The sequence below is a fragment of the Limosilactobacillus urinaemulieris genome, from assembly GCF_932750685.1.
Taxonomy (GTDB): Bacteria; Bacillota; Bacilli; order Lactobacillales; family Lactobacillaceae; genus Limosilactobacillus; species Limosilactobacillus urinaemulieris.
Genome location: NZ_CAKOBX010000001.1, coordinates 67,356 through 88,993, shown reverse-complemented (window position 1 = coordinate 88,993; position 21,638 = coordinate 67,356). Strand labels below are relative to the sequence as shown.

The 21,638-nt window shown below is 39.1% G+C and carries 22 protein-coding genes, 1 other RNA gene, 1 pseudogene and 1 other annotated feature; of the genes and pseudogenes, 14 read left to right on the top strand and 10 right to left on the bottom strand.

Annotation, left to right across the window (positions count from 1 at the left end):
• The first annotated feature begins 14 nt into the window (after nucleotides 1-14).
• The 9 genes from murA (at nucleotide 15) to MR181_RS00395 (ending at nucleotide 7,438) form a co-directional block, all read left to right on the top strand.
• Nucleotides 15-1,331, top strand: a complete 1,317-nt coding sequence (murA, locus tag MR181_RS00435) for a UDP-N-acetylglucosamine 1-carboxyvinyltransferase (RefSeq protein ID WP_242333637.1) — start codon at nucleotides 15-17, stop codon at nucleotides 1,329-1,331.
• A 70-nt stretch (nucleotides 1,332-1,401) separates the two neighbouring features.
• Entirely contained in the window at nucleotides 1,402-2,406 is a 1,005-nt protein-coding gene (mreB, locus tag MR181_RS00430) for a rod shape-determining protein (RefSeq protein WP_191911756.1), read from the top strand.
• A complete protein-coding gene (yidD, locus tag MR181_RS00425) occupies nucleotides 2,406-2,645 on the top strand; it encodes a membrane protein insertion efficiency factor YidD (RefSeq protein WP_191911755.1) in 240 nt (79 codons plus the stop codon). The genes mreB and yidD overlap by 1 nt, the downstream gene beginning before the upstream one ends.
• 13 nt (nucleotides 2,646-2,658) lie before the next feature.
• Nucleotides 2,659-2,883, top strand: coding sequence for a DUF2969 domain-containing protein (locus MR181_RS00420; RefSeq protein WP_003717674.1), 225 nt, complete (start codon nucleotides 2,659-2,661; stop codon nucleotides 2,881-2,883).
• 46 nt (nucleotides 2,884-2,929) lie between these two features.
• The gene (locus MR181_RS00415; RefSeq protein ID WP_191911754.1) at nucleotides 2,930-4,126 is read left to right on the top strand and encodes an FtsW/RodA/SpoVE family cell cycle protein; all 1,197 of its coding nucleotides are present in this window, start codon (nucleotides 2,930-2,932) and stop codon (nucleotides 4,124-4,126) included.
• Nucleotides 4,127-4,143: 17 nt separating this feature from the next.
• Nucleotides 4,144-4,443 carry a glycine cleavage system H family protein gene (locus MR181_RS00410; RefSeq protein ID WP_191911753.1) on the top strand — a complete coding sequence of 100 codons (300 nt, stop codon included), beginning with the start codon at nucleotides 4,144-4,146 and terminating at the stop codon, nucleotides 4,441-4,443.
• Nucleotides 4,444-4,566: 123 nt separating this feature from the next.
• Nucleotides 4,567-4,809, top strand: a binding site (T-box leader).
• Nucleotides 4,810-4,865: 56 nt separating this feature from the next.
• Complete coding sequence (locus MR181_RS00405; RefSeq protein WP_242333634.1) at nucleotides 4,866-5,918, top strand: methionine ABC transporter ATP-binding protein; 1,053 nt, start codon at nucleotides 4,866-4,868, stop codon at nucleotides 5,916-5,918.
• Nucleotides 5,919-5,964: 46 nt separating this feature from the next.
• On the top strand, nucleotides 5,965-6,594 hold the full coding sequence (locus tag MR181_RS00400; protein ID WP_242333972.1) for a methionine ABC transporter permease: 630 nt from the start codon (nucleotides 5,965-5,967) through the stop codon (nucleotides 6,592-6,594).
• 22 nt (nucleotides 6,595-6,616) lie between these two features.
• Nucleotides 6,617-7,438 carry a MetQ/NlpA family ABC transporter substrate-binding protein gene (locus MR181_RS00395; protein WP_102168074.1) on the top strand — a complete coding sequence of 274 codons (822 nt, stop codon included), beginning with the start codon at nucleotides 6,617-6,619 and terminating at the stop codon, nucleotides 7,436-7,438.
• A gap of 95 nt (nucleotides 7,439-7,533) precedes the next feature.
• On the opposite strand, the gene MR181_RS00390 is transcribed toward MR181_RS00395, so the two are convergent.
• The gene (locus MR181_RS00390) at nucleotides 7,534-8,739 is read right to left on the bottom strand and encodes an MFS transporter (RefSeq protein ID WP_242333631.1); all 1,206 of its coding nucleotides are present in this window, start codon (nucleotides 8,737-8,739) and stop codon (nucleotides 7,534-7,536) included.
• Between the two features lie 187 nt (nucleotides 8,740-8,926).
• Between MR181_RS00390 and MR181_RS00385 the strand changes: the two genes are divergently transcribed.
• Together MR181_RS00385 and MR181_RS00380 are read left to right on the top strand one after the other, a co-directional pair.
• Complete coding sequence (locus MR181_RS00385; RefSeq protein ID WP_242333628.1) at nucleotides 8,927-10,063, top strand: D-alanine--D-alanine ligase family protein; 1,137 nt, start codon at nucleotides 8,927-8,929, stop codon at nucleotides 10,061-10,063.
• A 236-nt stretch (nucleotides 10,064-10,299) separates the two neighbouring features.
• Nucleotides 10,300-11,142 (top strand): helix-turn-helix domain-containing protein, encoded by an 843-nt coding sequence (locus MR181_RS00380; RefSeq protein WP_191911749.1) that lies wholly within the window; start codon nucleotides 10,300-10,302, stop codon nucleotides 11,140-11,142.
• A gap of 66 nt (nucleotides 11,143-11,208) precedes the next feature.
• Here MR181_RS00380 and MR181_RS08820 read toward each other — a convergent pair.
• The 7 genes and pseudogenes from MR181_RS08820 to MR181_RS00350 form a co-directional block, all read right to left on the bottom strand.
• Nucleotides 11,209-11,321, bottom strand: a pseudogene (locus MR181_RS08820) (transposase); the annotation flags it as partial.
• 335 nt (nucleotides 11,322-11,656) lie between these two features.
• Nucleotides 11,657-12,145, bottom strand: a complete 489-nt coding sequence (locus MR181_RS00375; RefSeq protein WP_102168078.1) for a universal stress protein — start codon at nucleotides 12,143-12,145, stop codon at nucleotides 11,657-11,659.
• A gap of 71 nt (nucleotides 12,146-12,216) precedes the next feature.
• Nucleotides 12,217-12,516, bottom strand: coding sequence for a hypothetical protein (locus MR181_RS00370; protein WP_191911748.1), 300 nt, complete (start codon nucleotides 12,514-12,516; stop codon nucleotides 12,217-12,219).
• An 86-nt stretch (nucleotides 12,517-12,602) separates the two neighbouring features.
• Nucleotides 12,603-12,790, bottom strand: a non-coding RNA gene (gene ssrS, locus MR181_RS00365) — 6S RNA.
• A 41-nt stretch (nucleotides 12,791-12,831) separates the two neighbouring features.
• Nucleotides 12,832-14,109: a replication-associated recombination protein A gene (locus tag MR181_RS00360; protein ID WP_242333969.1), complete on the bottom strand. Its 1,278-nt coding sequence runs from the start codon at nucleotides 14,107-14,109 to the stop codon at nucleotides 12,832-12,834.
• A gap of 23 nt (nucleotides 14,110-14,132) precedes the next feature.
• Entirely contained in the window at nucleotides 14,133-14,606 is a 474-nt protein-coding gene (locus MR181_RS00355; RefSeq protein ID WP_242333625.1) for a YueI family protein, read from the bottom strand.
• 183 nt (nucleotides 14,607-14,789) lie between these two features.
• On the bottom strand, nucleotides 14,790-15,530 hold the full coding sequence (locus MR181_RS00350; RefSeq protein ID WP_369807493.1) for a DUF6198 family protein: 741 nt from the start codon (nucleotides 15,528-15,530) through the stop codon (nucleotides 14,790-14,792).
• Between the two features lie 232 nt (nucleotides 15,531-15,762).
• Here MR181_RS00350 and yaaA point away from each other — a divergent pair, with 232 nt between their 5' ends.
• On the top strand, nucleotides 15,763-16,521 hold the full coding sequence (yaaA, locus tag MR181_RS00345) for a peroxide stress protein YaaA (RefSeq protein ID WP_242333622.1): 759 nt from the start codon (nucleotides 15,763-15,765) through the stop codon (nucleotides 16,519-16,521).
• A 708-nt stretch (nucleotides 16,522-17,229) separates the two neighbouring features.
• On the opposite strand, the gene rpsD is transcribed toward yaaA, so the two are convergent.
• Nucleotides 17,230-17,835, bottom strand: a complete 606-nt coding sequence (gene rpsD, locus MR181_RS00340) for a 30S ribosomal protein S4 (RefSeq protein ID WP_191911745.1) — start codon at nucleotides 17,833-17,835, stop codon at nucleotides 17,230-17,232.
• A 191-nt stretch (nucleotides 17,836-18,026) separates the two neighbouring features.
• Nucleotides 18,027-18,488: a GAF domain-containing protein gene (locus MR181_RS00335; protein WP_242333619.1), complete on the bottom strand. Its 462-nt coding sequence runs from the start codon at nucleotides 18,486-18,488 to the stop codon at nucleotides 18,027-18,029.
• 132 nt (nucleotides 18,489-18,620) lie between these two features.
• Between MR181_RS00335 and ezrA the strand changes: the two genes are divergently transcribed.
• Complete coding sequence (ezrA, locus tag MR181_RS00330; protein WP_283584635.1) at nucleotides 18,621-20,315, top strand: septation ring formation regulator EzrA; 1,695 nt, start codon at nucleotides 18,621-18,623, stop codon at nucleotides 20,313-20,315.
• Between the two features lie 167 nt (nucleotides 20,316-20,482).
• Complete coding sequence (locus MR181_RS00325; protein WP_003717697.1) at nucleotides 20,483-21,631, top strand: cysteine desulfurase family protein; 1,149 nt, start codon at nucleotides 20,483-20,485, stop codon at nucleotides 21,629-21,631.
• Nucleotides 21,632-21,638 lie beyond the last annotated feature (7 nt).

The following is a 21,638-nucleotide window of genomic DNA, read 5'->3' as shown; positions in this document are numbered from 1 at the left end:
TAAGGAGTTAAATTATGGAAAAGATAATTATTAAGGGTGGTCATCGTTTATTTGGGCGCATTGCCGTTGAGGGAGCAAAGAATGCTGTTTTACCGCTTCAGGCAGCAGGAATCCTTGCCTCTACCGGAACTCTCCACTTAACTAATGTTCCGGTATTATCAGATGTCCTAATGATGAATGAATTATTAAAATTTTTAAATATTCGGGTTCAATTTAATCAGGAGAATCACGTTATTGATTTGAATGCTAGTCAAAAGATTTCATCGGAAGCGCCATTCCAGTATGTAAGTAAAATGCGTGCTTCGATGGTAGTCATGGGCCCATTATTGGCAAGAACTGGTTATGCTAAGATTGCTCTTCCAGGTGGCTGTGCAATCGGGTCTCGGCCAATTGACCTTCATCTTAAAGGTCTTCGCCAGCTAGGCGCAGTTATTGAACAGCATGATGGTTACATTGAAGCACGTGCTGATCGATTGGTTGGTACGAATATTTATTTAGACTTTCCAAGTGTTGGTGCTACCCAGAATATTATGATGGCAGCAACATTGGCTGAGGGAATTACGACAATCGAAAACTGCGCACGTGAACCAGAGATTGTTGATCTAGCAAACGCCTTAAATAAAATGGGTGCACGAGTGCATGGGGCTGGAACTGACGTCATCCGTATCCAGGGAGTTAACTTCTTACATGGCTGTGACTACCGGGTAATGTCTGATCGAATCGAAGCAGGAACCTTTATGATTGCTGCTGCCGCAACTAACGGTGATGTTGTTATTGAAAACGCTGAGAGCAAGTATAATGAACCGTTAATTGCCAAGCTACAGGATATGGGTGTTACAGTGATTGATCAGGATGATGGAATTCGGGTATTAGGAACATCAGTTTTGTTGCCATCCACTGTCCAAACAGCACCATATCCTGGTTTTCCAACTGATTTACAACCACAAATGACGGTTTTACAGTTGTTAGCAAATGGTACAAGCATGATGAATGAAACTGTCTTTGAAAAGCGCTTTATGCACCTTGAAGAATTACGACGAATGAATGCAGAGTACCAAATTAAAAATTCAACAGCTGTACTGAGTGGGCCAGCAAAGTTTAGTGGGGCGGAAGTTGCTGCTACCGATTTGCGTGCTGGTGCAGCTTTGGTCATTGCCGGATTGGTTGCTCAAGGGATTACTCAAGTTCGTAATTTAAAGTATCTTGACCGTGGATACTATCACCTCCATCAAAAGTTGGCGCGGCTTGGTGCCCAGATTGATCGGGTTAATATTGATGACCAAATTGAGTTAGCGTCTACTGAAGCGGTTAACCATCCTGAACGTGGTTAGTATTTTTCAATTATGTGGTATAATTACCAACGTTATTATAAAGAATTGGCCGGAAGGAGAAATTACATAAATGGCAAAGGATATCGGAATCGATTTAGGAACCGCAAACGTTCTAATTTATGTTCAGGGCAAAGGAATTGTCTTGAATGAACCTTCAGTTGTTGCAATTGATACACAAACTAATAAAGTATTAGCTGTGGGTTCAGAAGCATATCGAATGGTGGGACGGACACCAAGTAATATTCGCGCTATTCGTCCATTGAAGAATGGTGTTATTTCCGACTTCGATGTTACTCAAGAAATGCTTTCATACTTTATCGGCAAATTGAGTGTTAAGGGCTTTATGTCAAAGCCAGACATCATGATCTGTGCCCCAACTAATATTACTGAAATTGAACGAAAGGCGATTATTCAAGCAGCTGAGCAATCAGGCGGGGGTAAGGTTTACCTTGAATACGAGCCTAAGGTTGCTGCGATCGGTGCAGGTCTCGATATCTTTAAGCCACGTGGTAGCATGGTTATTGATATGGGTGGCGGTACTAGTGATATTGCTATCCTTTCACTAGGTGATATTGTTGCTAGTCAATCAATTCGGATGGCTGGTGATAAGTTAAATAATGATATTACTGCATATATCAAAGATCGTCATGGCTTAATTATCGGTGAACATACCGCTGAACAAATTAAGATGGAGATCGGAACTGCATTGCCAGTTGATGAACCTAAGAAGATGGATGTTCGTGGTCGTGATGTTGCTACTGGAATGCCAAAGCAAATCACAACTGATGAAAATGAAATTGAAGAGGCAATTCACGGTACTCTCGATCAAATCGTTAAGGCAACGATTGGTGTTCTTGAAACTATCCCGCCTGAGTTAGCAAGCGATATTATTGATCGGGGAATTATGCTTACTGGAGGAACTTCACTTCTTAAGGGAATTGATCAACTCTTTAGCGACCAGTTAAAGGTTCCTGTTGTTGTTTCTCAGGATCCGCTTGATAATGTTGCTAAAGGTGCTGGTGAAATGCTAGAACGGATGCAAAAGACCGAAAATAGCAAAAAAGGTAAGGACTAGTGAGTGATTTCGCGTGTCGACTGATTCGGTGGTATCAACGAAACATATCGGCAAAGCGATCATTTAGAGCTTGTCGGTACTATCCCTCTTGTTCTCAGTATACGTTAGAAGCAATTCAGCGCTTTGGAATAAAGGGAATACTGCTTGGAATAGTTCGGATACTGCGGTGTCAGCCTTTTGCCCGTGGTGGTTACGATCCAGTTCCAGCAAAATTTACTTTCCATCGAGTTATAAAATAATAAAGGTGAAAAAGTGGCAAAAAAAGATAAAAAAATTGAAGTTAATGTAAAGGATATTGAACGTCGTCATCAACCAGTTCAGCAAGTTTTCATTGGCAAGCGGCTGATTGGTGAAGTATTAGCGGACGGCAATCGATTCAAAGCCTTGCTAACCGCTGACGAAAGCGAGTTTTATGTTCGTTCTCAAGAAGAAGGACTAGAGGTTGTCCTCCAACAATACCATTTACATCAAGGATAATGCGATGCAGCAGCGTTGCTAAAAATCTCAAAAAAGGAGCTCAAGAATGCAACGTTCTCAAAGTGATGATGAGAGTCGAATTGACTGGGGAATCATTTTCTGTGTTTTACTGTTAGCTTTAATCGGTTTAGCATCGATTTATGTTGCGGCTGTTCATGATACTGGTGGATCAACTAGTGTGATGCGTCAAGTAGTAAGTCAACTGGTTTGGTATATTGTCGGGACAATCCTGGTAATCATAATCATGCAGTTCGACTCAGAACAACTGTGGAAGGTTGCCCCGCTTGTTTACTGGGTTGGAATATTTTTAATGTTTGCGATCCTAGTATTTTATAGCCGAGCATATTATGCTAACACAGGGGCCAAGAGTTGGTTTGCAATTGGACCATTCACTTTCCAACCATCAGAAATTATGAAGCCGGCTTATATTTTGATGATGGGCCGGGTGATTACAACTCATAATAACCATTATAATGTTCATACGGTTAAGTCTGATTGGCGATTAATTGGGACAATGTTTTTATGGTTATTACCAATTTTAATTTCATTAAAGTTACAAAATGACTTTGGGACAGGACTGGTTTTCTTTGCAATCTTTTGTGGAATGATCCTAGTTTCCGGAGTTACTTGGCGGATTATTGCGCCAACCGCAATTGGACTAATCGTTGTTGGTGGCTCAGCACTGGCAATGGTAACAAGTTCTGTTGGCCGAACGATTTTAGAGCATATCGGTTTTCAAGCGTATCAGTTTGACCGAGTTGATACTTGGCTTCATCCGGAACAAGATACGAGTAACCAGGGCTATCAATTGTGGCAAAGTATCAAAGCAGTGGGTTCGGGAGGAATTACCGGAACTGGCTTTGATAACTCTAAAGTATACGTCCCCGTTCGTGAGTCAGATATGGTTTTCTCAGTTATTGGTGAGAACTTTGGCTTTATAGGAAGTGCCCTACTGATTCTTCTCTACCTGTTATTAATCTATTTAATGATCCGGGTAACTTTTGATACCAGGAATGAATTCTATGCATATATTTCAACAGGTGTAATTATGATGATTTTATTCCACGTTTTTGAAAATATTGGAATGAACATTGGATTGCTACCACTTACTGGTATCCCATTACCATTTATTAGTGCTGGTGGTTCGTCCCTGATTGGTAACCTGATCGGAATCGGGATGGTAATGTCGATGAGATATCACCATCACTCTTACATGTTTAGTAATAACAAAGAATTTAGATAGATGGGGTGTAGTTGAAGATGGCTACTGAAAGTTATTTTTGGACAGAAAAACAAGATAACGGTAATACACGTTTAGGATTAAATGATAACGGTCGTGATGACCTTGGCCAAGTTAGTTTTATTGATGTTCCTGCCGTAGGAACAAAATTAACTAATGGTGGCAAGTTTGTTGCTGTTGAAGCTGAAAAGGCAGTAACTGATATCGATAGTCCAATTGACGGTGAAATTGTTGCGGTAAACCAAAAAGTAATTGATCAACCGGAATTACTTGGTTCAAGTGACAAAAATGATAATTGGATTGTTGAAGTTAAGGCATAACATTCTAATGCTATATAGTAAGAGGCTTAGGGAGACCGAGCCTTTTTCATTTTTAAAATTAATTTGAATTAGGTATTGACAATAAAAAGTGAACTTAGTATTATAATATCAATCGAAATATTAGAATACTATTTGAAAAGATGAGTAGATGCTAATTAATCACTCAGAGAGTTCTTGATTGGTGAAAGAGAATTGGTTGATGGTACCGAAGATGGTCTTTGATTAAAGTGTGTTAGTGAGTCTGATGATAAGCTAATATTGGTTACTGCCCATTATCGCAGGTGAGTGTTTACTGACACTTATTGAGGTGATCATTGTGAAGTGATCATAAACTGCGGTGGTACCACGAAGCCTTTCGTCCGTTTAATAATTTGTTTATTGAACGAACGAAAGGCTTTTTTATTGAAAAGGAGGAAGAGTAATTGATTCGGTTTAAGGATGTCTCAAAAACATATGACGGTAAAGAAGGCCCGGTAAAGGCAATTAAAGACGTTAACCTGACAATCCCTGATGGAAAAATTTATGGGATCGTTGGTTATTCAGGTGCTGGGAAAAGTACTCTAATCCGAATGATTAATGGTTTGGAAACGCCAACTACTGGTTCTGTAACCGTTAATGGTCAAGAAATTAGTCAACTAAAAGGAGAGGCTCTCCGGGAAGCCAGATTAAAAATTGGCATGATTTTCCAACACTTCGATTTGTTGTGGTCACGAACCGTTCAGGAAAATGTTGAATTTCCGTTAGAAATTTCTAAAAAGGGAAATAAGGCAGAACGCCAGCAAAAAGCGGAAGAACTAATTAAACTGGTCGGTCTTCAAGGAAAAGAAAATGCCTATCCTTCAGAATTATCTGGTGGGCAAAAACAACGGGTTGGGATTGCCCGCGCCCTTGCTAATGATCCTAAGATTTTGTTGTCTGATGAAGCGACAAGTGCTTTGGATCCAAAGACCACGGATGAGGTTTTGGATCTTCTTGTTGATATTAATCGTCGTTTAGGATTAACAATTGTTGTAATTACTCACGAAATGCATGTTATTCGGAAGATTTGTGATCATGTTGCGGTACTGGATGCTGGAACGATTGTTGAAGAAGGCCCGGTTTTGGATGTCTTTAAGCACCCACAACAAGCAATTACGAAACGGTTTGTTAACCAAGAAACATCTACTGGTTCTGCCGATGATACCCAAGTTGTCGTTAAGCAATTATTGGAATCCCATCCTGATGGGGTAATTGTTAAATTAACCTTCCACGGTGACCAGGCAAAATTGCCAATCGTTTCTGAAATGTTACGCCAATTCCCCGAAACAAATATGAGTATTATTGAAGGGAATATTCACCAAACACAAGAAGGATCAATTGGTTCATTGTATATTCAATTAACTGTTGATAACGACAACCAGGATCAAATTAAGGGCGCCTTAGATTATCTGAAGACAATGAGAGTAGAAACAGAGGTGATTAACCGTGAACAATAGTGGATTTGCTTCATTCTTTGAATTTAATAATGTTGATTGGACAAAGATGGGTCAAGCAACTTGGGAGACCATTTGGATGACGGTTGTCTCTATGGTTGCGGTAGCAATTTTGGGGATTATTCTTGGATTGATTTTGTTTGAAACCCAGAATAGTAACTCAATTGTTGCCAAGATTGTTAACTGGGTAGTTGCAGCGCTGGTAAATATCTTCCGGTCAATTCCATTCATTATTTTGATCGTTCTGTTGCTCCCAGCAACTCAAGCACTTGTTGGAACGATTATGGGACCACGGGCTGCCCTACCGTCACTGATTATCTCAGCCGCACCATTCTATGCCCGATTAGTTCAAATTGCCTTTGATGATTTGGATCATGGTGTTATCGAGGCTGCTAAAGCGATGGGAGCTACTCGGTGGCAGATTGTTACTAAGGTTTTAATTCCAGAAAGTTCGCCAGCCTTAGTTTCGGGAATTACGGTTACTACCATTTCATTGATTGGTTACACTGCAATGGCCGGAGCAATTGGTGCCGGTGGTTTAGGGAACCTTGCTTACTTAGATGGTTTCCAGGCAAGCAACAATGCCGTTACAATGATGGCCACGATTATTATTGTCATAATTGTTTTTGTCTTCCAATTCTTGGGTGACACAGTTGTTAAGCAAATTGATAAGCGTTAATTAGAAAACGGAGGGAATACTTATGAAGAAAAAATGGTTAGCAGCAATTGCAACATTAGCATTAGGGGCATTAGTCCTTACCGGATGCGGAAAGCAAAAGGAAACAACTTTGACTGTGGGGGCTTCTTCAACTCCTCACGCTGAAATTTTGAAGCATGTTCAACCCCAATTAAAAAAGGAAGGGGTTAACCTTCAAATTAAGACATTCCAAGATTATGTATTGCCAAACAAGGAGCTAGCAAGTGGTGACTTGGATGCTAACTACTTCCAACACAAGCCATTCTTGGATAACTGGAACAAGAAGAATCATGGAACCTTGATTAGTGTCGGAAATGTTCACTTGGAACCAATTGGCTTCTACTCTAAGAAGTACAAGAAGTTATCTGATTTGCCTGATGGGGCAACGATTCTGGTTTCAAATAACGTTGCGGACTATGGTCGGGTTCTGCAAATCTTAAAGGATGCTGGTTTAATTACATTGAAGCCAGGAACCAAGATTGAATCAGCTAATTTCAATGATATCCAAACTAACAAGAAGAATTTGAAGTTCAAGACAGACCTTGAACCAAAACTCATGACCCAATTCTACAAGCGTGGTGAAGGTGACGCAGTTGTTATCAATGCCAACTATGCTGTTCAAGCAGGACTAAATCCAAAGAAGGATTCAATCGCTCTTGAAAAGAACACTTCACCTTACGCTAACTTAATTGCAGTGCAAAAGAAGAACAAGAATAATCCAGCAATTAAGAAGTTGGTTAAGGCTCTTCAATCTAAGTCAACTCAACAATGGATTAATAAGCACTACAACGGTGGTGTCGTTGCGGTTTACCCTAATGGTAAATAAAGGTTAATCACTAAAAGAATAATCGTTTCAATATAAATAAATAGCTCCAAGAATTCGGCTTTACCGAAAGCTTGGAGCTATTAATATTTTAAATTTTAATCCAGTGAATTAACAACATTGAATTTGAAGAGGAGGAGGTTAAGAGTAACAATTACAGCCGTAATGATAAATACCATATTATAACTTGAAACTCCAGCAATGGTAGATCCAAGTAATGGGCCAAAAATATTCCCGATGTACATTGCACTTTGGTTCCAGGAAAAGATTCGTCCAGTGATCATGGAAGAAGTGTTCTTGGTAAGAAGGGTTTGCACTTGAGGAAAAAGACAGGCATCCGTAAAGCCAACCAGAAAGCGAAGAATACCAAGTTCAAACGAGTTTTGGACAAAGGCAGTCAGAAAGAAGAGAATAATTGCGCCAACAAAGCCAGCGATGATAACTTTTTGGGTACCAACACGGTCACCAATTGCACCAAACCGTGAAGCAGCAAGAAAAGTGGCAATTCCAGGGAGGGCTGCAATTACTCCAGAAACGAAGACAACGTTTCCCTGGTGATGCATTAGCTGGTTAACGTAGAGGGAGACAATCGGGTTAATCGAATTATTGGCTGCTTGAATGATTAGGGTAGTGAGGAGAAGACCAAAGATCAATCGTGGATTCTTAAGTGCAGCAATCACGCCACGTGAGCTTCCAAGCTTCTTATTGGTTATCGGTTGAAAATCGTCTTCATGAACAAAAAAGAGGGCTAAGAAGAAAGCAATCAGAAGTAAAAGACCAGTAATAAAAAAAGTAACCCGGTAACTAAATAACGAAGCAAGGGCGCCACCGATAAAGGGACCGAGAAGATTGCCGGCCGTAAATGAGGAAGCCATGGTTCCCAGTGCCTGACCTGATTTTTCTTTTGGCGTTTCTGTTGCGATTAGGGCATTGGAGTTAGAAACGAAGCCGGCAAAGAAACCTTGAGTCATTCGGAGTATAAACAATTGCCAAACATTAGTGACAAGTCCCATTGCTGCTAAGACGATTGCCATGCCGAGGGATGCACGAAGGATCATTAGTTTTCGTCCTTTTTGATCTGCTAATTTTCCCCACCAAGGAGAAACAAAAGCAGAGACAAAATAAATTCCTGAAAAAACTAATCCAGCCCACATATTTAATTGTTGGTGGGAAAAATGTCCCAGGGTGTTAATATAGAGTGGCAAGAATGGCATTACTTCGGAAAAGGCAATTCCGGCAATAAAGACGGCAATTGCAAGAACACGTAAGTTTCGTTGCCAAATTGGGATTCTCTTTTCTGCCATACGATAACTCCTTTGATTTAAACTTGCAAAATGCGAAAAAGTGTTTTTTATTATAACGCAAAGTACGGGGGATGTTAATTTAAGTCATTCGTGCTCAAATCTAGTAAGCTGAACTAATTCATGATATACTAAAGATTCTAGGAAAACGGTAATAAATAAAATTAAACTAAATAAGGTGGTACACGCAATGACTAAAAAGTTAAACATCGCATTGCTGTTTGGTGGCAATTCATCTGAACATGATGTTTCAAAACGTTCGGCGCATAATATCTATGATGCCCTTGATAAAGATAAGTATAATGTTAGCTTATTTATGTTCACCAAGGATGGGGTTCTTCTCGGTAATAGTGCATCACAGCGAATCTTTAATGGTGATGATGAAGATCAAGTTGTTCAAGAAGAATACCAAAAGATGGATCTGAATCAACCGTTAGCACCAATTATGGCATTAAACGAGATGAAGGCTGTTGATCTCTTCTTCCCGGTAATTCATGGTAACCTTGGAGAAGATGGGACCGTTCAGGGACTTTTTAAGCTCCTGAAGAAACCATATGTTGGTTCTAATATTGCGGCTAGTGCGATGGCATTCGATAAAGATTTAACAAAGAAGATCCTTACAGAAGCTGGGATTCGAAATACTCCTTACGTAGTGGTTACACCTGAAAACCGGGCAGATTATCCATGGGCTAAGGTTGAGGAAAAGATTGGCGACTTGGCATTCGTAAAACCAGCCAAGCAAGGATCTTCTGTTGGAATCCATAAGGTAACAAACGCTGAAGAGTACGAAAAGGCGTTAGATGATGCCTTTAAATATGACTACAAGATTCTTGTAGAACAAGGAATTGATCATCCACAAGAAGTTGAAATCTCGATTCTTGGGAATGAGCATCCAGTTGCTTCTAAGCTTGGTGCTGTTCGTGTTCCTGAAGGCGATTCTTTCTACAACTATGAAAATAAATTTGTGGATGCTAGTGGGGTTGTTTTTGAATTACCAGTAAAGTTACCAGAATACTTAACTGAAGAAATTACTTCAATGGCTTTAAAAGCGTACAAGGTTCTCGGCATGAAGGGAATGGCACGGATTGATTTCTTGGTTGATTCAAATAATGTACCATACCTTGGTGAACCAAATACCTTACCAGGATTCACTAATATTAGTTTGTATCCACAAATGTGGGAAGTTTCAGGAATCGGTTATTCCGATTTGATTGACCGCTTAATCCAACTTGGGTTAGAAGAATTTGATCGGAATAGTAAGATTAAGTATGATTTCCGTAAACTCGGTGAAGAAAAAGTCGGCACTAAAAAATACAATGAAGATTAGAGCATTCACTTTATATTCATTTTTATTTAAAATGTCTATTTAATTTATGAAAAAAGAATAAGAAAATAAAGACTGGTCAAAATAAGTCTTACCAGTCTTTTTTGTTCCAGATTTCTTCGCATAAAGCCATGATTAGTGCTATAATGCATAAGGATATTTTCAACTATGGTTTGTAGATCATTTGATCTTTCTAATAATTTTAGTCATATTATTAATAAGTTGAGGAAGGGAAGAAAATGAAACTCCGAGGAGACGTCTTAAAGAAAATTCGCCGCAAAAGAGGGTTATCACAGACAGCATTAGCAGAAGGTATCTGTACCCAGGCAACGATTAGTTTAATGGAAAAACAGAACCGGTTGCCCAAAATGAATATTCTGACTGCAATTTGTGAACGGCTAAATATTCCCACAGAACGAATTGTGGAGAATAGTGGAAGCGGCATTAATGACCAATTTAATACAATTGTAAATGATTTGGTTGCGGGTAAATTTGAAACCGCTACAGAAGCATTAAATAAGATTCCAGTAAAGAAGCTGGAGAGTGATTTTGATAAGCAACGGTACTATTACCTATTAGGAATGGTTCAGGTTAACTCTAATAAGATTGATGAAGCAATCTTCAACTTTGAATTGGTGTTAACCCAGTTTGCGACAACAAGTGCTAACATCTACCTTGCAATGACTACTGCGGGAATGGCGTTGGCATACTATAAACGTGATGATCCAGAACGGGCAGCAAGGTTAACTGATCGGGCAGTACGATTGATTGATAATAAGAAATTGATCGGGAGCTTACGCCAATGGGCATCAATTTACTGCCAACTTGGTGAACTTTATAGTAACTTAGGTAACTATAAGGATTCAAAAGACATTGTTGAACGTGGAATTGAACTTTGTCGTGAGCATGATTCACTTTTCATTTTGGACGAATTATACCTTATTCGAGGAAAAGATGAACTAGCATTGGGTGACGATAAACAGGCAAAGGAAACTTTGGAAATTGCCCGAAGTATTAGCGTAGCGCGTCGTGAATCCTTCGTTAAGGATGAAATTGCTGCTGAATTAGAAAAATTGAATTAAAAAAGAGTATCTGTCAACTAGTATTGACGGATATTGATGCCACTCACAGAAATGTGGGTGGCATTTTTATGTAAATAGATAATCAATTCTTAAAAAGAAAAATTCTTGATTGGTAAACTCGTACAGGTTCGTTTGAGTGTTTTAATTTTACAGTTAATTCCTTCTAGGAGGCCGTTGGAAATTCATACTTGGTAGCATGTATGAATGACTGTTTTTTTACAGTGTATCATCGGATAATCGGATAAGATAACGTAGCCTGGATTAATTTGATCTGTTTGTTAGGTTTAAGAATAGATTTAATATTAAGAACTTTAATATTCTGGTCTTCAATTCCAAGAAGATATAGGTGTAAATTATTTTGGGATATCTGGAAGTTACACTTTTTATGTAAAAAACTGGTATTGATTTCTCGTCAATACCAGAAAATATATCAATGCTCCTATCTTTAGCTATAAACTAAAAACCCCATAACTAGTATTAATAATTACGGAGTTCCTGTTAGTTTTAATTAGAGTTACTTCTTTTTCTTTTTGTCAACTTCAATTGGCTTGTTATCCAAGTCGGTCCGAACAACTAATACATCACAGATCGCTGTCCGGGTAACATATTCGGTAACAGAACCAATTAGGATCCGTTCAACAGCATTTAACCCTGTAGCACCGATCATAATTAGGTCGGCGTTCATTTCCTTTGGCACATCCCGGGCAATAATTGTCTTAGGTGCACCATATTCAATTGAGTAGTTGACATTCTTAACGCCCTTGTCTTTAGCATAATCAATATACTTATCAAGAGTCTTCTTTGCGGTCTCAGTAACTTGTTCAACCATTGAACTATCGAAACTGGAGATGTTTTGGAATGCCCGGGTATCAACAACGTGTAATAACCGTAATTCTGTTTCTTCACCGTTCCGCTTAGCAACAGCAACAGCCTTCTTAAAAGCTAATTCAGCTTCTTCAGAACCGTCAACTGGAACCAAAATATGTTTGTATTGTTGAGCCATATTGTGGTGCCTCCTTAATTATTTACCTCTATTATACACTGAAACAAAAATGACAGTAAAGACTCAAGCGTCTAGTTTTTTCGTTGTTCTGCCTGAAAATAGCCCATTAATGAATAAGCCATTAAAGTCTCACCAACGCAACCGATAACGACCATTGTAACGATAAAGAGAATTGAGTCAGTCCAGGCTGCGATCATCGCTAAAACACCGATGATTAATAGCAGGATCCCCCAGACAATTAACGCTTTGGAGAGGGGAGCTTGCCGGTCAGGATGAAAGATTAGAAATGGCTTGTGGAGATGGGTAAGAAAGAAACAACCTTCAAACGCTGCAATTAAGCCAAAAAGCGTCATTAAAATTGATAATAGCATAGATAAACCTCGTATTTTTAATAAGATATCAATGGGCGTCAACGTTCCCTTTCACGAACATTGACGCCCAGTTGACAATTATGTACGAAAACTCCGTTAGTGCCGTTAATTGTCATTCAGTGTTGACCTGTGTTTAAGACAGGTGGGACACGACTGTTAGCTATTCAGTTACCAAGTGAAAAGGCATACTGGCCAACTAACGAAGCACTAGTCCCAATTTTATAAGACTGTAAGGCAAACCTGCGTTTAGACAACGCGTACACCACAGAATTTTCACCATTTATATTAGCATGATCTACTTGAATTAGCAATTAATTAAGGGCGTTGTGAATGCTGACGAAGCCCATTCTTTTGGGCATTTTTAAGTTGCCAATATTGATTGCCAAGTGCTTGTTCAAAGCGTCCATTCTTCTTCGGGTGGAAGTATTGGGCGTTTTGAATTCTTTTTGGAAGGTATTGTTGGGCAACCCAATCTTGAGGGTAATCATGAGGGAAAAGGTAGTGATTACCATGACCAAGTTTACTAGCACCTTTATAATGAGCATCTTTCAAGTGATCAGGGACTTCGCCAGTTCCGCCAGCCCGGACTTGTTCTAACGCACTGTCGATGGCACTAATTCCCGAATTTGATTTTGGTGAAAGACAAAGTTCAATTACAACGTCAGCTAAGGGAATTCGTGCTTCAGGGAAGCCAATTTGTTGGGCAGCTTGAACAGCGGTAACGGCTCGCTGGACAGCTGGCATGTTAGCGAGACCAATATCCTCATAAGCAATAACAACTAGTCGCCGACAAATGCTAATTAGGTCCCCAGCTTCAATGAGTCTGGCAAGATAGTGGAGAGCGGCGTCGGTATCAGAACCGCGGATTGACTTTTGAAATGCGGAAATCACATCATAGTGAGCATCCCCATCTCGATCACTAGCAATTGCTTTCTTTTGTACGCTTTCTTCGATTACTGGGAGGGTTAGGTGGATTATTCCGTCCTTATCTGGATCAGTTGACTTAGCTGCTAATTCGAGGCCGTTTAGAGCACTTCGTAAGTCACCATTTGTTGCGGTTAATAGTTGTTCTTCGGCAGCGGGATCTAATTTAATTGGTATTTTACCTAACCCACGTTCTGAATCAGTGAGGGCGCGATTAACCGCGACTTTCATCTCATCAATACTTAAGGGATGTACCGGGAAAATTTGGGTTCGACTTCGAATTGCCGGATTAATACTAATATAAGGATTTTCAGTTGTAGCCCCAATAAGGATAATTCGACCACTCTCTAAATGAGGAAGTAAGAAATCCTGTTTACCTTTATCTAAACGATGAATTTCATCAAGCAAGAGGATTACTGTTCCGCTCATTTTTGCTTCTTCAGCGACTACTTGGAGGTCTTTCTTTGTATCCGTTGCCGCGTTTAGTTTACGGAATGCATACTTGGTTGAACCAGCAATTGCGCTAGCAATACTTGTTTTTCCAGTGCCAGGCGGCCCATAAAGAATTAGTGATGACAACATTTTTGCTTTGACCATTCGGGAAATAATTTTATTAGGGCCAACGAGGTGTTGCTGGCCAACGACCTCACTAAGATTTCGTGGTCGCATTCGATATGCCAACGGTTGCAAAGCTATTCGTCCTTCCTTTTAAATAATTTTTGCCAAAAATGCTTTTTTATCGGTTCCTGGTTTGTCAATGGTCGAGCTTGGAGGTTAGGATATCTCTTTTTGACATCTACTGGTGACTGATAAACCGCTGTTTTAGCAGCTACAACAACAGCTAATGAATCTGGTTCAGTTCGAAATTCTGGTTCGGTTTTTAATGTAAAGTTAGCATTAGCAGCAGTAGCGCTTTTAATGTAATCGCGTAACTCAGCATGGGGAAGGTTACCATTAAGAAAAACTTGGGTACCAATCCCTCGCTGTAATTCTTTAGAGACGGCAAATGACCAGTTCCGTTCTTGTAGCTCGGCAACACTAATTGTGAGGCAGACCCGTTCACGAAAAGTACCAAGATATTTTCGTTGTTCGTCTGGTTTGATTTTTGGTGGACCATAAATCGCGTTATCAATCCGTTGTTCCATTGCTGATTTATCTTCTGCCATGGCTTAACCTCCCGTTGATGATGTATTTAACTATTATACCAATAATGGCTAGCCGGTGGTAGAGAAGAGCATTAACTGAAGGACGAAGCTTGATTTGCGCGATTAGACTCGGTAATTTTGGAAATTACTAGTAATAGTAAAAGACTGAGAAAAACAATTCGTTTTTCTCAGTCTAATCAGTAATTAATTACCAATATCGAGAGCTTGGTGCTTTAGTTTAGGGAAAATCTTCTCATCGGCCCAGCCAGTAATTGCTCCTTGGAAAGCAAGGGCAAACAAGGTTCCCAGACCAAAGTTGTAGATTCCACCTTGCATAACAGCGGCAATGATTGCCATGATTGTCGGTGGAATGTATGATAACCACATCGCAACCGTTGCATTTCCCTTGCAGTAACGGAAACGGATAATTTGGAAAAGGTCATCGGCTGGGTGCAGAACTAAGTTGGCCCGTTGATAGATTGAAATGGCTGTCCCGATAAAGGCAACCCCCAAAAAGTTAATGAATACGTAAAGAATAATCATTGGTAGGGTGGTTGCATCAGGCATAATCCGATTGAAAATATTTGAAAACCATTGGATAAACAGTGAGAATGGCAACATGAAGATAAAGTTACCACTGATCCGTCGCCAATCCCATTTATGCATCAAAATAGCATTAAGGACGGAAGTTAACATTCCTAGTACCATAAATGCCCAGAAAAGAGTAGTCGGCTTGTTTCCAAGAACAGCAATCCCAAGGTTATTTTCGGCAGCTGTCCAATATGCTGAACCAAGAAATTGGGGATGAATGTGTGAACTAGTTACTAGAGTCAGAACGTTCCCCATTGAGTTGATTACAATTGAGAAAGCAAAGAAAGCCCAACTAGCGGCCAGAGAAATCGTCCGCTGCTGTACTTGTCCTTGTGTCGGAATATCATCGTTCATAATTATGCTCCTTTGATCTGTAAACTTACAATCGTGAAAATATTCACGCTTATTACGGAAAATAAATTTACAACCTTCTGAAAGGGTTGTCAATAGTGCAATTACGACATATTAGTCCTTTATAAATAAATTTATTAAATTATATGTTAACCGGTTAACATATAAGTGATTTTAAAAACAAAAATTGCAAATAAAAAAATTTTCAGTTATTTTGATTAGAAGGAGGCAGATAATGAAAATTATTATTTCACCAGCACGAAGAATGAAAAGCGATCCTGATTCTTTACCGTATGACGCCTTACCTCAATACTTGGAACAGAGCCAGGAAATATTGAAGTGGTTAAAGAAATTAACATTTAAGCAATTACACCAGTTATGGTGGAATTGTAGTGAGCAGCTTGCGCAAACTAATTATCGACGCGTTAAAGAAATGAACCTCACTGATAATCTTACGCCAGCGGTCTTAGCCTTTCAGGGACTTCAATATCAGTACATTGGTGCAGGAGTAATGACCGATCGTCAGTTAGATTATCTTCAAGAACATTTACGAATTTTATCAGGGTTCTATGGAATTCTTAAACCGTTTGATGGAATTTCTCAATACCGTCTGGGAATGGGTGATCGAGCAACGGTTAATCATACTAAGAATTTATATGAATTTTGGGGTGACCGTTTATACCAGGAGCTATTTCGAGATAATCAATTAGTGATTAACCTTGCTTCGAACGAATATTCAAAGGCAATTAAACCGTTCTTACAGTCGCAAGATCGAATGATAACCTGCATCTTTGGTGAAGAAGTTAACGGTAAGATTAAGCAAAAAGCGACCTTGGCAAAAATGGCTCGGGGAAATATGGTTCGCTTTTTAGCAGAAACTGGCGCAACTAGGGCGAATGAGCTAAAAGAGTTTTCTGTTGGTGGATATCAGTTTCGCGCAGATCTTTCTACAACTGAAAAGTTTTATTTTGAACTTCAGAAGCATAAAAAATGAGTTAATAACAAAATGAAGGCCGCAAGTTTGACGTCGTCAAACTTGCGGCCTTCGATTTAAAGATTAGTAGTCATGAACCTGTACTTAATAATTGTGGGAAGGGAAAGTAGGTTAAATTGAAATAGTACCAGATTCAATGTACTTTTTCACTAGTGAGATAATCTCTAATTTCTTAATGTATTATTCTTATGTTCAATTAATTTAGATTGTTTAATTTTGAATACCACGTTTTAGATCATCAATAAACTGCTGGACACGACACACTCCAAAATCAGCATAATAAATAATTAGTTGTCCTTTAATTAACTTGAGGACCTTAAAAAGCAGTTAAGCAGGAACCTGCCATTTTAGTATCTGAAGGTAACCTACAAGATCGTGAAGTAATTTTAGAACATGAGTATTTTAATTAGTTCAATATAATCTGAACGGTAGAAGGATGGAAAAAGCAGCGGCTTCTAGGCGAAAATAACAGATTATATTGATAATCCACTTACGTTAATCAAATATAAATAATAATTACTATTTACAGTTATGAATATATAATATTTTTAATATTTAATCAAATAAAACAATCGGTAGATTCAGATCTTTAGTATCAATCGATAGTTCACCAGGAAGTATCCTTTTCGTAACTAGAAAAGAGGATAGTTTAAACAAAAAGAGAGCCGGAAATTCCGACTCTCTTTTTGAACTTAGCAATCTTAAAGATTACTTGTTGTAGAATTCAACGATAAGTGATTCGTCGATATCAGCATCCATGTCTTCACGGGCAGGGATCCGGTTTAACTTACCTTCAAGCTTGTCAGCATCGAAGTCAACGTATGATGGACGAGAAACAACTGCTTCAACAGCGTTCTTGATAACATCAAGGTTCTTTGACTTATCACGAACAGCGATAACTTGACCAACACTAACTTCGTATGAAGGAATGTCAACACGCTTACCATCAACGGTAATGTGACCATGGTTAACCAATTGACGAGCTTGACGACGAGTAGTAGCCAAACCAAGACGGTAAACCATGTTGTCAAGACGACGTTCAAGTAAGGCCATAAAGTTGGCACCGTGAGTACCTTCCTTAATCTTACCGGCACGTACGAAAAGGTTTGAGAATTGACGTTCAGTCATTCCGTACATGAAACGAAGCTTTTGCTTTTCACGAAGTTGAGTACCGTATTCAGAAAGCTTGCCATGACGATCACGACCATGATCACCAGGAGCGTAAGCCCGACGAGCTAATTCCTTACCAGTACCAGAAAGTGAAACACCTAAGCGGCGTGAAAGACGCCAGCTAGGACCTGTATAACGTGACATAAATAAAATCCTCCAATATTTTTGTTGGAGTAAAATAATCCGATGTGAGATTGACATTCGTGCAGGCTGATCTGAATTGTTCACCCTTGCAGCTGGGTTACTAAAAACACCTTATGGCACCAGTCTGTTGACGAGCTTGCCCCTCACTGCTGCATTATTTTACACAAAGAATAATATACAACAATTCTTCCTTATTCGTCAATAGTCACCATGAGCCGACTAGCAAATTCTTCCATTTCGTTAGCAAATGACTGATTAAACCGATTGAGGATTGGCGCATCTAAATCAAGGACACCATAGAGTGAGCCATCCTGCTTTAACATTGGGACAACAAGTTCTGACTTAGCAGCACTATCACAGGCAATATATGAAGAAAACTTAGAAACATCATCTACAATTTGGGTTCTTTTAGTTGAGGCAGCGACCCCACACACTCCCTTGCCGAGTTCAATATGCATGCAAGCAACCTTACCTTGAAATGGTCCAAGATCAAGCTGATTATTTTTAGAGTTGTAAAGATAAAAGCCAGCCCAATTTAGATTATCTATGCTTTCATTAATTAATGCACTTGCGTTTGCTAAGTTAGCAATTGCTGAATGTTCGTTAGTTAACAGTGCGGAAAGCTGTTCATTTAGTAGGGATAATTCCGTCATAATTGTTCCTTCTTTCTTCTAAGTATTAAATTGACTCCAGTAATGGTAGCCCATTATGGTATAATTTTCATAGAATTTTAGAGCCGATAGATATAATTTGTCAATGACGGCTTAAAAATGTAGGTGGATAAATTGGTTTTTCAAATAATAATTGGAATTTTAATTGTTCTTGCAATTATCTTGGCGGCATTATATTACTACCAAAAACGGTTAATTCGTCAGTATGAGCAGATTAATGCGCAAGTTAAGCAGTTACAAGAAATGAAAATTGCTCAACATTTTAAAAAAGTTGAGCAATTGAAAACAACTGGTGATTCTCAGGAGCAATTAGAGAAGCTTAAAAAGAACTATCAAGATAAGGTTGTTCCTCAAGAAAAGAAACTAGTGGACGAGTTAGAGACAATTAAATCACTAGTTCATACAATTAAGGCACTCTCTCTTTCTAAGCGGTTGAGTGATTTGGAACTAGCAGTTCAGCAATTAAATGATCAGTGTTTACAGATAAACTCTTCACTTCAGCATTTAGAAGAGCTACATCAGTCTCATAAGCGAGCAATTGATCAGATCAAGCAACGTTATCGTCATTTTCATCACGTCCTTGATGAAAAGAGTTTTGAATATGGTGATAGCATTAAAATGCTTAATGATCGTCTTGATGAGCTTGAACATGAATATGATCAGTTTTCTAAGCTAAGTCAGACGGGAGACTTTGATGCTGCACAACAAGTATTAACTGATTTAAAGCAGAACAATCAAAAGTTAGCAGACTTGATTGAACAAGTTCCTAAGCTTTATAAACCATTGATTGCTGAATTTCCTACTCAGTTAAATGAATTAGCAAGCGGCTATAAACAGCTAACTAAGCAAAATTATCGTTTTACTATGGATAACATTCCTGAAAAGGTTAATCAGCTTCGGCAGTTATGCCAAGAAGATCTCAAACAGATTAATAGCCTTCAGCTTGATGGGGTTGAGGATTCGATTAAAGACATTGCTGATCAGATTGATGATTTATATGCAACAATGCAAAGTGAAATTGATGCTCGACCACAAGTTGAACATCTGATGAAAGTCTTAGGGAAGTTTATTAACCATGCTGCAATCCAAAATAACGAGTTGAGTAATGAACTTGAGCGGCTAAGCGTTAATTACACGTTGAATAACCACGAAATTGAAACCGCGCGTTCATTAAATGAACAGATTATTAATATTGAGAAGGAATATAAGGACGACCAAGCTGCGATCAATGATCATCGTGCAATTTATAGTCAAGTTCTTGCACGGCAAAATAAAAATGAACGTTCCTTAACTGAAATCGAAAAGCAGCAGGCAGAGATTAATGATGAGGTTGCTAAGCTGCAAGGCGATCAGCAACGGGCTGAACAGATGCTGCAAAAGTACTCAACAAAACTGCGGACAACGCGGCGACAAGTTGAGCAGCTGAACTTGCCGGGATTGCCAAAGGATTATCTAAACTACTTCTTTGGGGTTAGTGATGAAATTAAGCGGTTGGCGGATGAACTGCAAAAATACAAAGTTAATATGGATGAAGTTACTAAACAACTTATCATTGTTGAATCAGACTTAGAAACTCTAGGCGAAAAGACTAATGATATTCGTGATAGTGTTGAGTTAACCGAGCGACTTCAACAATATGCTAATCGCTTTAGTGATGATCCGAAAATCGCTGCTGCAGCGGCAAAGTCCCAGGAAGAGTTTAATAAGTTTAATTACACAACAAGTTTGGAAACAATCGCAACGGCTCTGGAAGAGGCTGAACCTGGTAGTTATAAGCGGATTGAAGATAGCTACTATAATGAAAAGTAACAATAATTAAGAGGGTAAGAAAAAGCAGATGTTTTTCTCACCCTCTTAATTATTATCTGCTATAATAAAAAACTGGTTTATTGGCGTCGCAACCAAAACATCTATCCAATTTTTAGCGCATTAATAATATTTATAATCAAGCTTTGTTTGATGAAAGGAAAATAAGCATGATCTATTTTGATAATAGTGCGACAACTCAGGTAGCACCTGAAGTTCTCCAAACCTATAATACGGTTAGCCAAAAAATTTGGGGTAACCCAAGCAGCCTTCATAATTTTGGTGAAGAAGCTTGGAACCTGTTGGAACAAGCACGACAACAAATTGCTAACTTATTTCACGTTAATCCAGGCGAAATAATTTTTACCAGTGGTGGTTCTGAAGGAGATAACTGGGTAGTTAAAGGAACTGCGATGGCAAAACAACGCTTTGGTAAGCACATTATTACGACTTCAGTTGAACATGCCGCTGTTCGTAACCCAACGGAACAGCTAAAGGAACTTGGTTTTGATGTGACTTATCTTCCCGTTGATAAGGAAGGACGAATTAATCCAGCAGATTTAAAAGCTGCTATTCGTCCAGACACAATTTTGGTTTCAATTATGGCAGTGAATAATGAAATTGGGACAATCCAACCGATTAAAGAAGTTGGTGAAATATTAAAGGATTATCCAAATATCCATTTTCATGTTGATGCGGTTCAAGCAATTGGCAAGGGAATTGATGACGCTGTTTTTAGTGATCGGGTTGACTTTGCTACATTCTCTGGACATAAGTTTCATGCCCCTCGAGGAACCGGCTTTGTTTATGTTAAGGCTGGTCGAAAGTTAGCACCGCTAGTAGCTGGTGGTGGTCAGGAACGAGGATTACGGAGCGGAACTGAAAATACTCCTGGTGACGTTGCAATGGCCCGGGCAATTCGGTTAGTTAAAGAGGGCGAGGCTGATGCTGTCAAGCGTGAGCAAGCCATTAAGGAACGAATCTATGATCACATTAAGCAGTTTGACCACGTTAAGATCTTTTCGGGACGTGATCAGGGATTTGCCCCGCACATCCTTTGCTTTGCAATTGTTGGTGTTCGTGGTGAAACAATTGTTCACGCGTTTGAGGATCAAGGAATTTACATTTCAACGACTAGTGCTTGCTCATCAAAGAAACATGCTGAAGCAGGAACACTAGCCGCAATGAAAGTTCCAGAAAACGAAGCAACGAGTGCGGTCCGGATTAGTTTAGGTGATCAGAATACGCTGGAAGAAGCAGATCAGTTTAATAAAACCTTTGATAAGCTCTATGCAGGATTTAAGAAAATTATTGAATAGGAGGGAG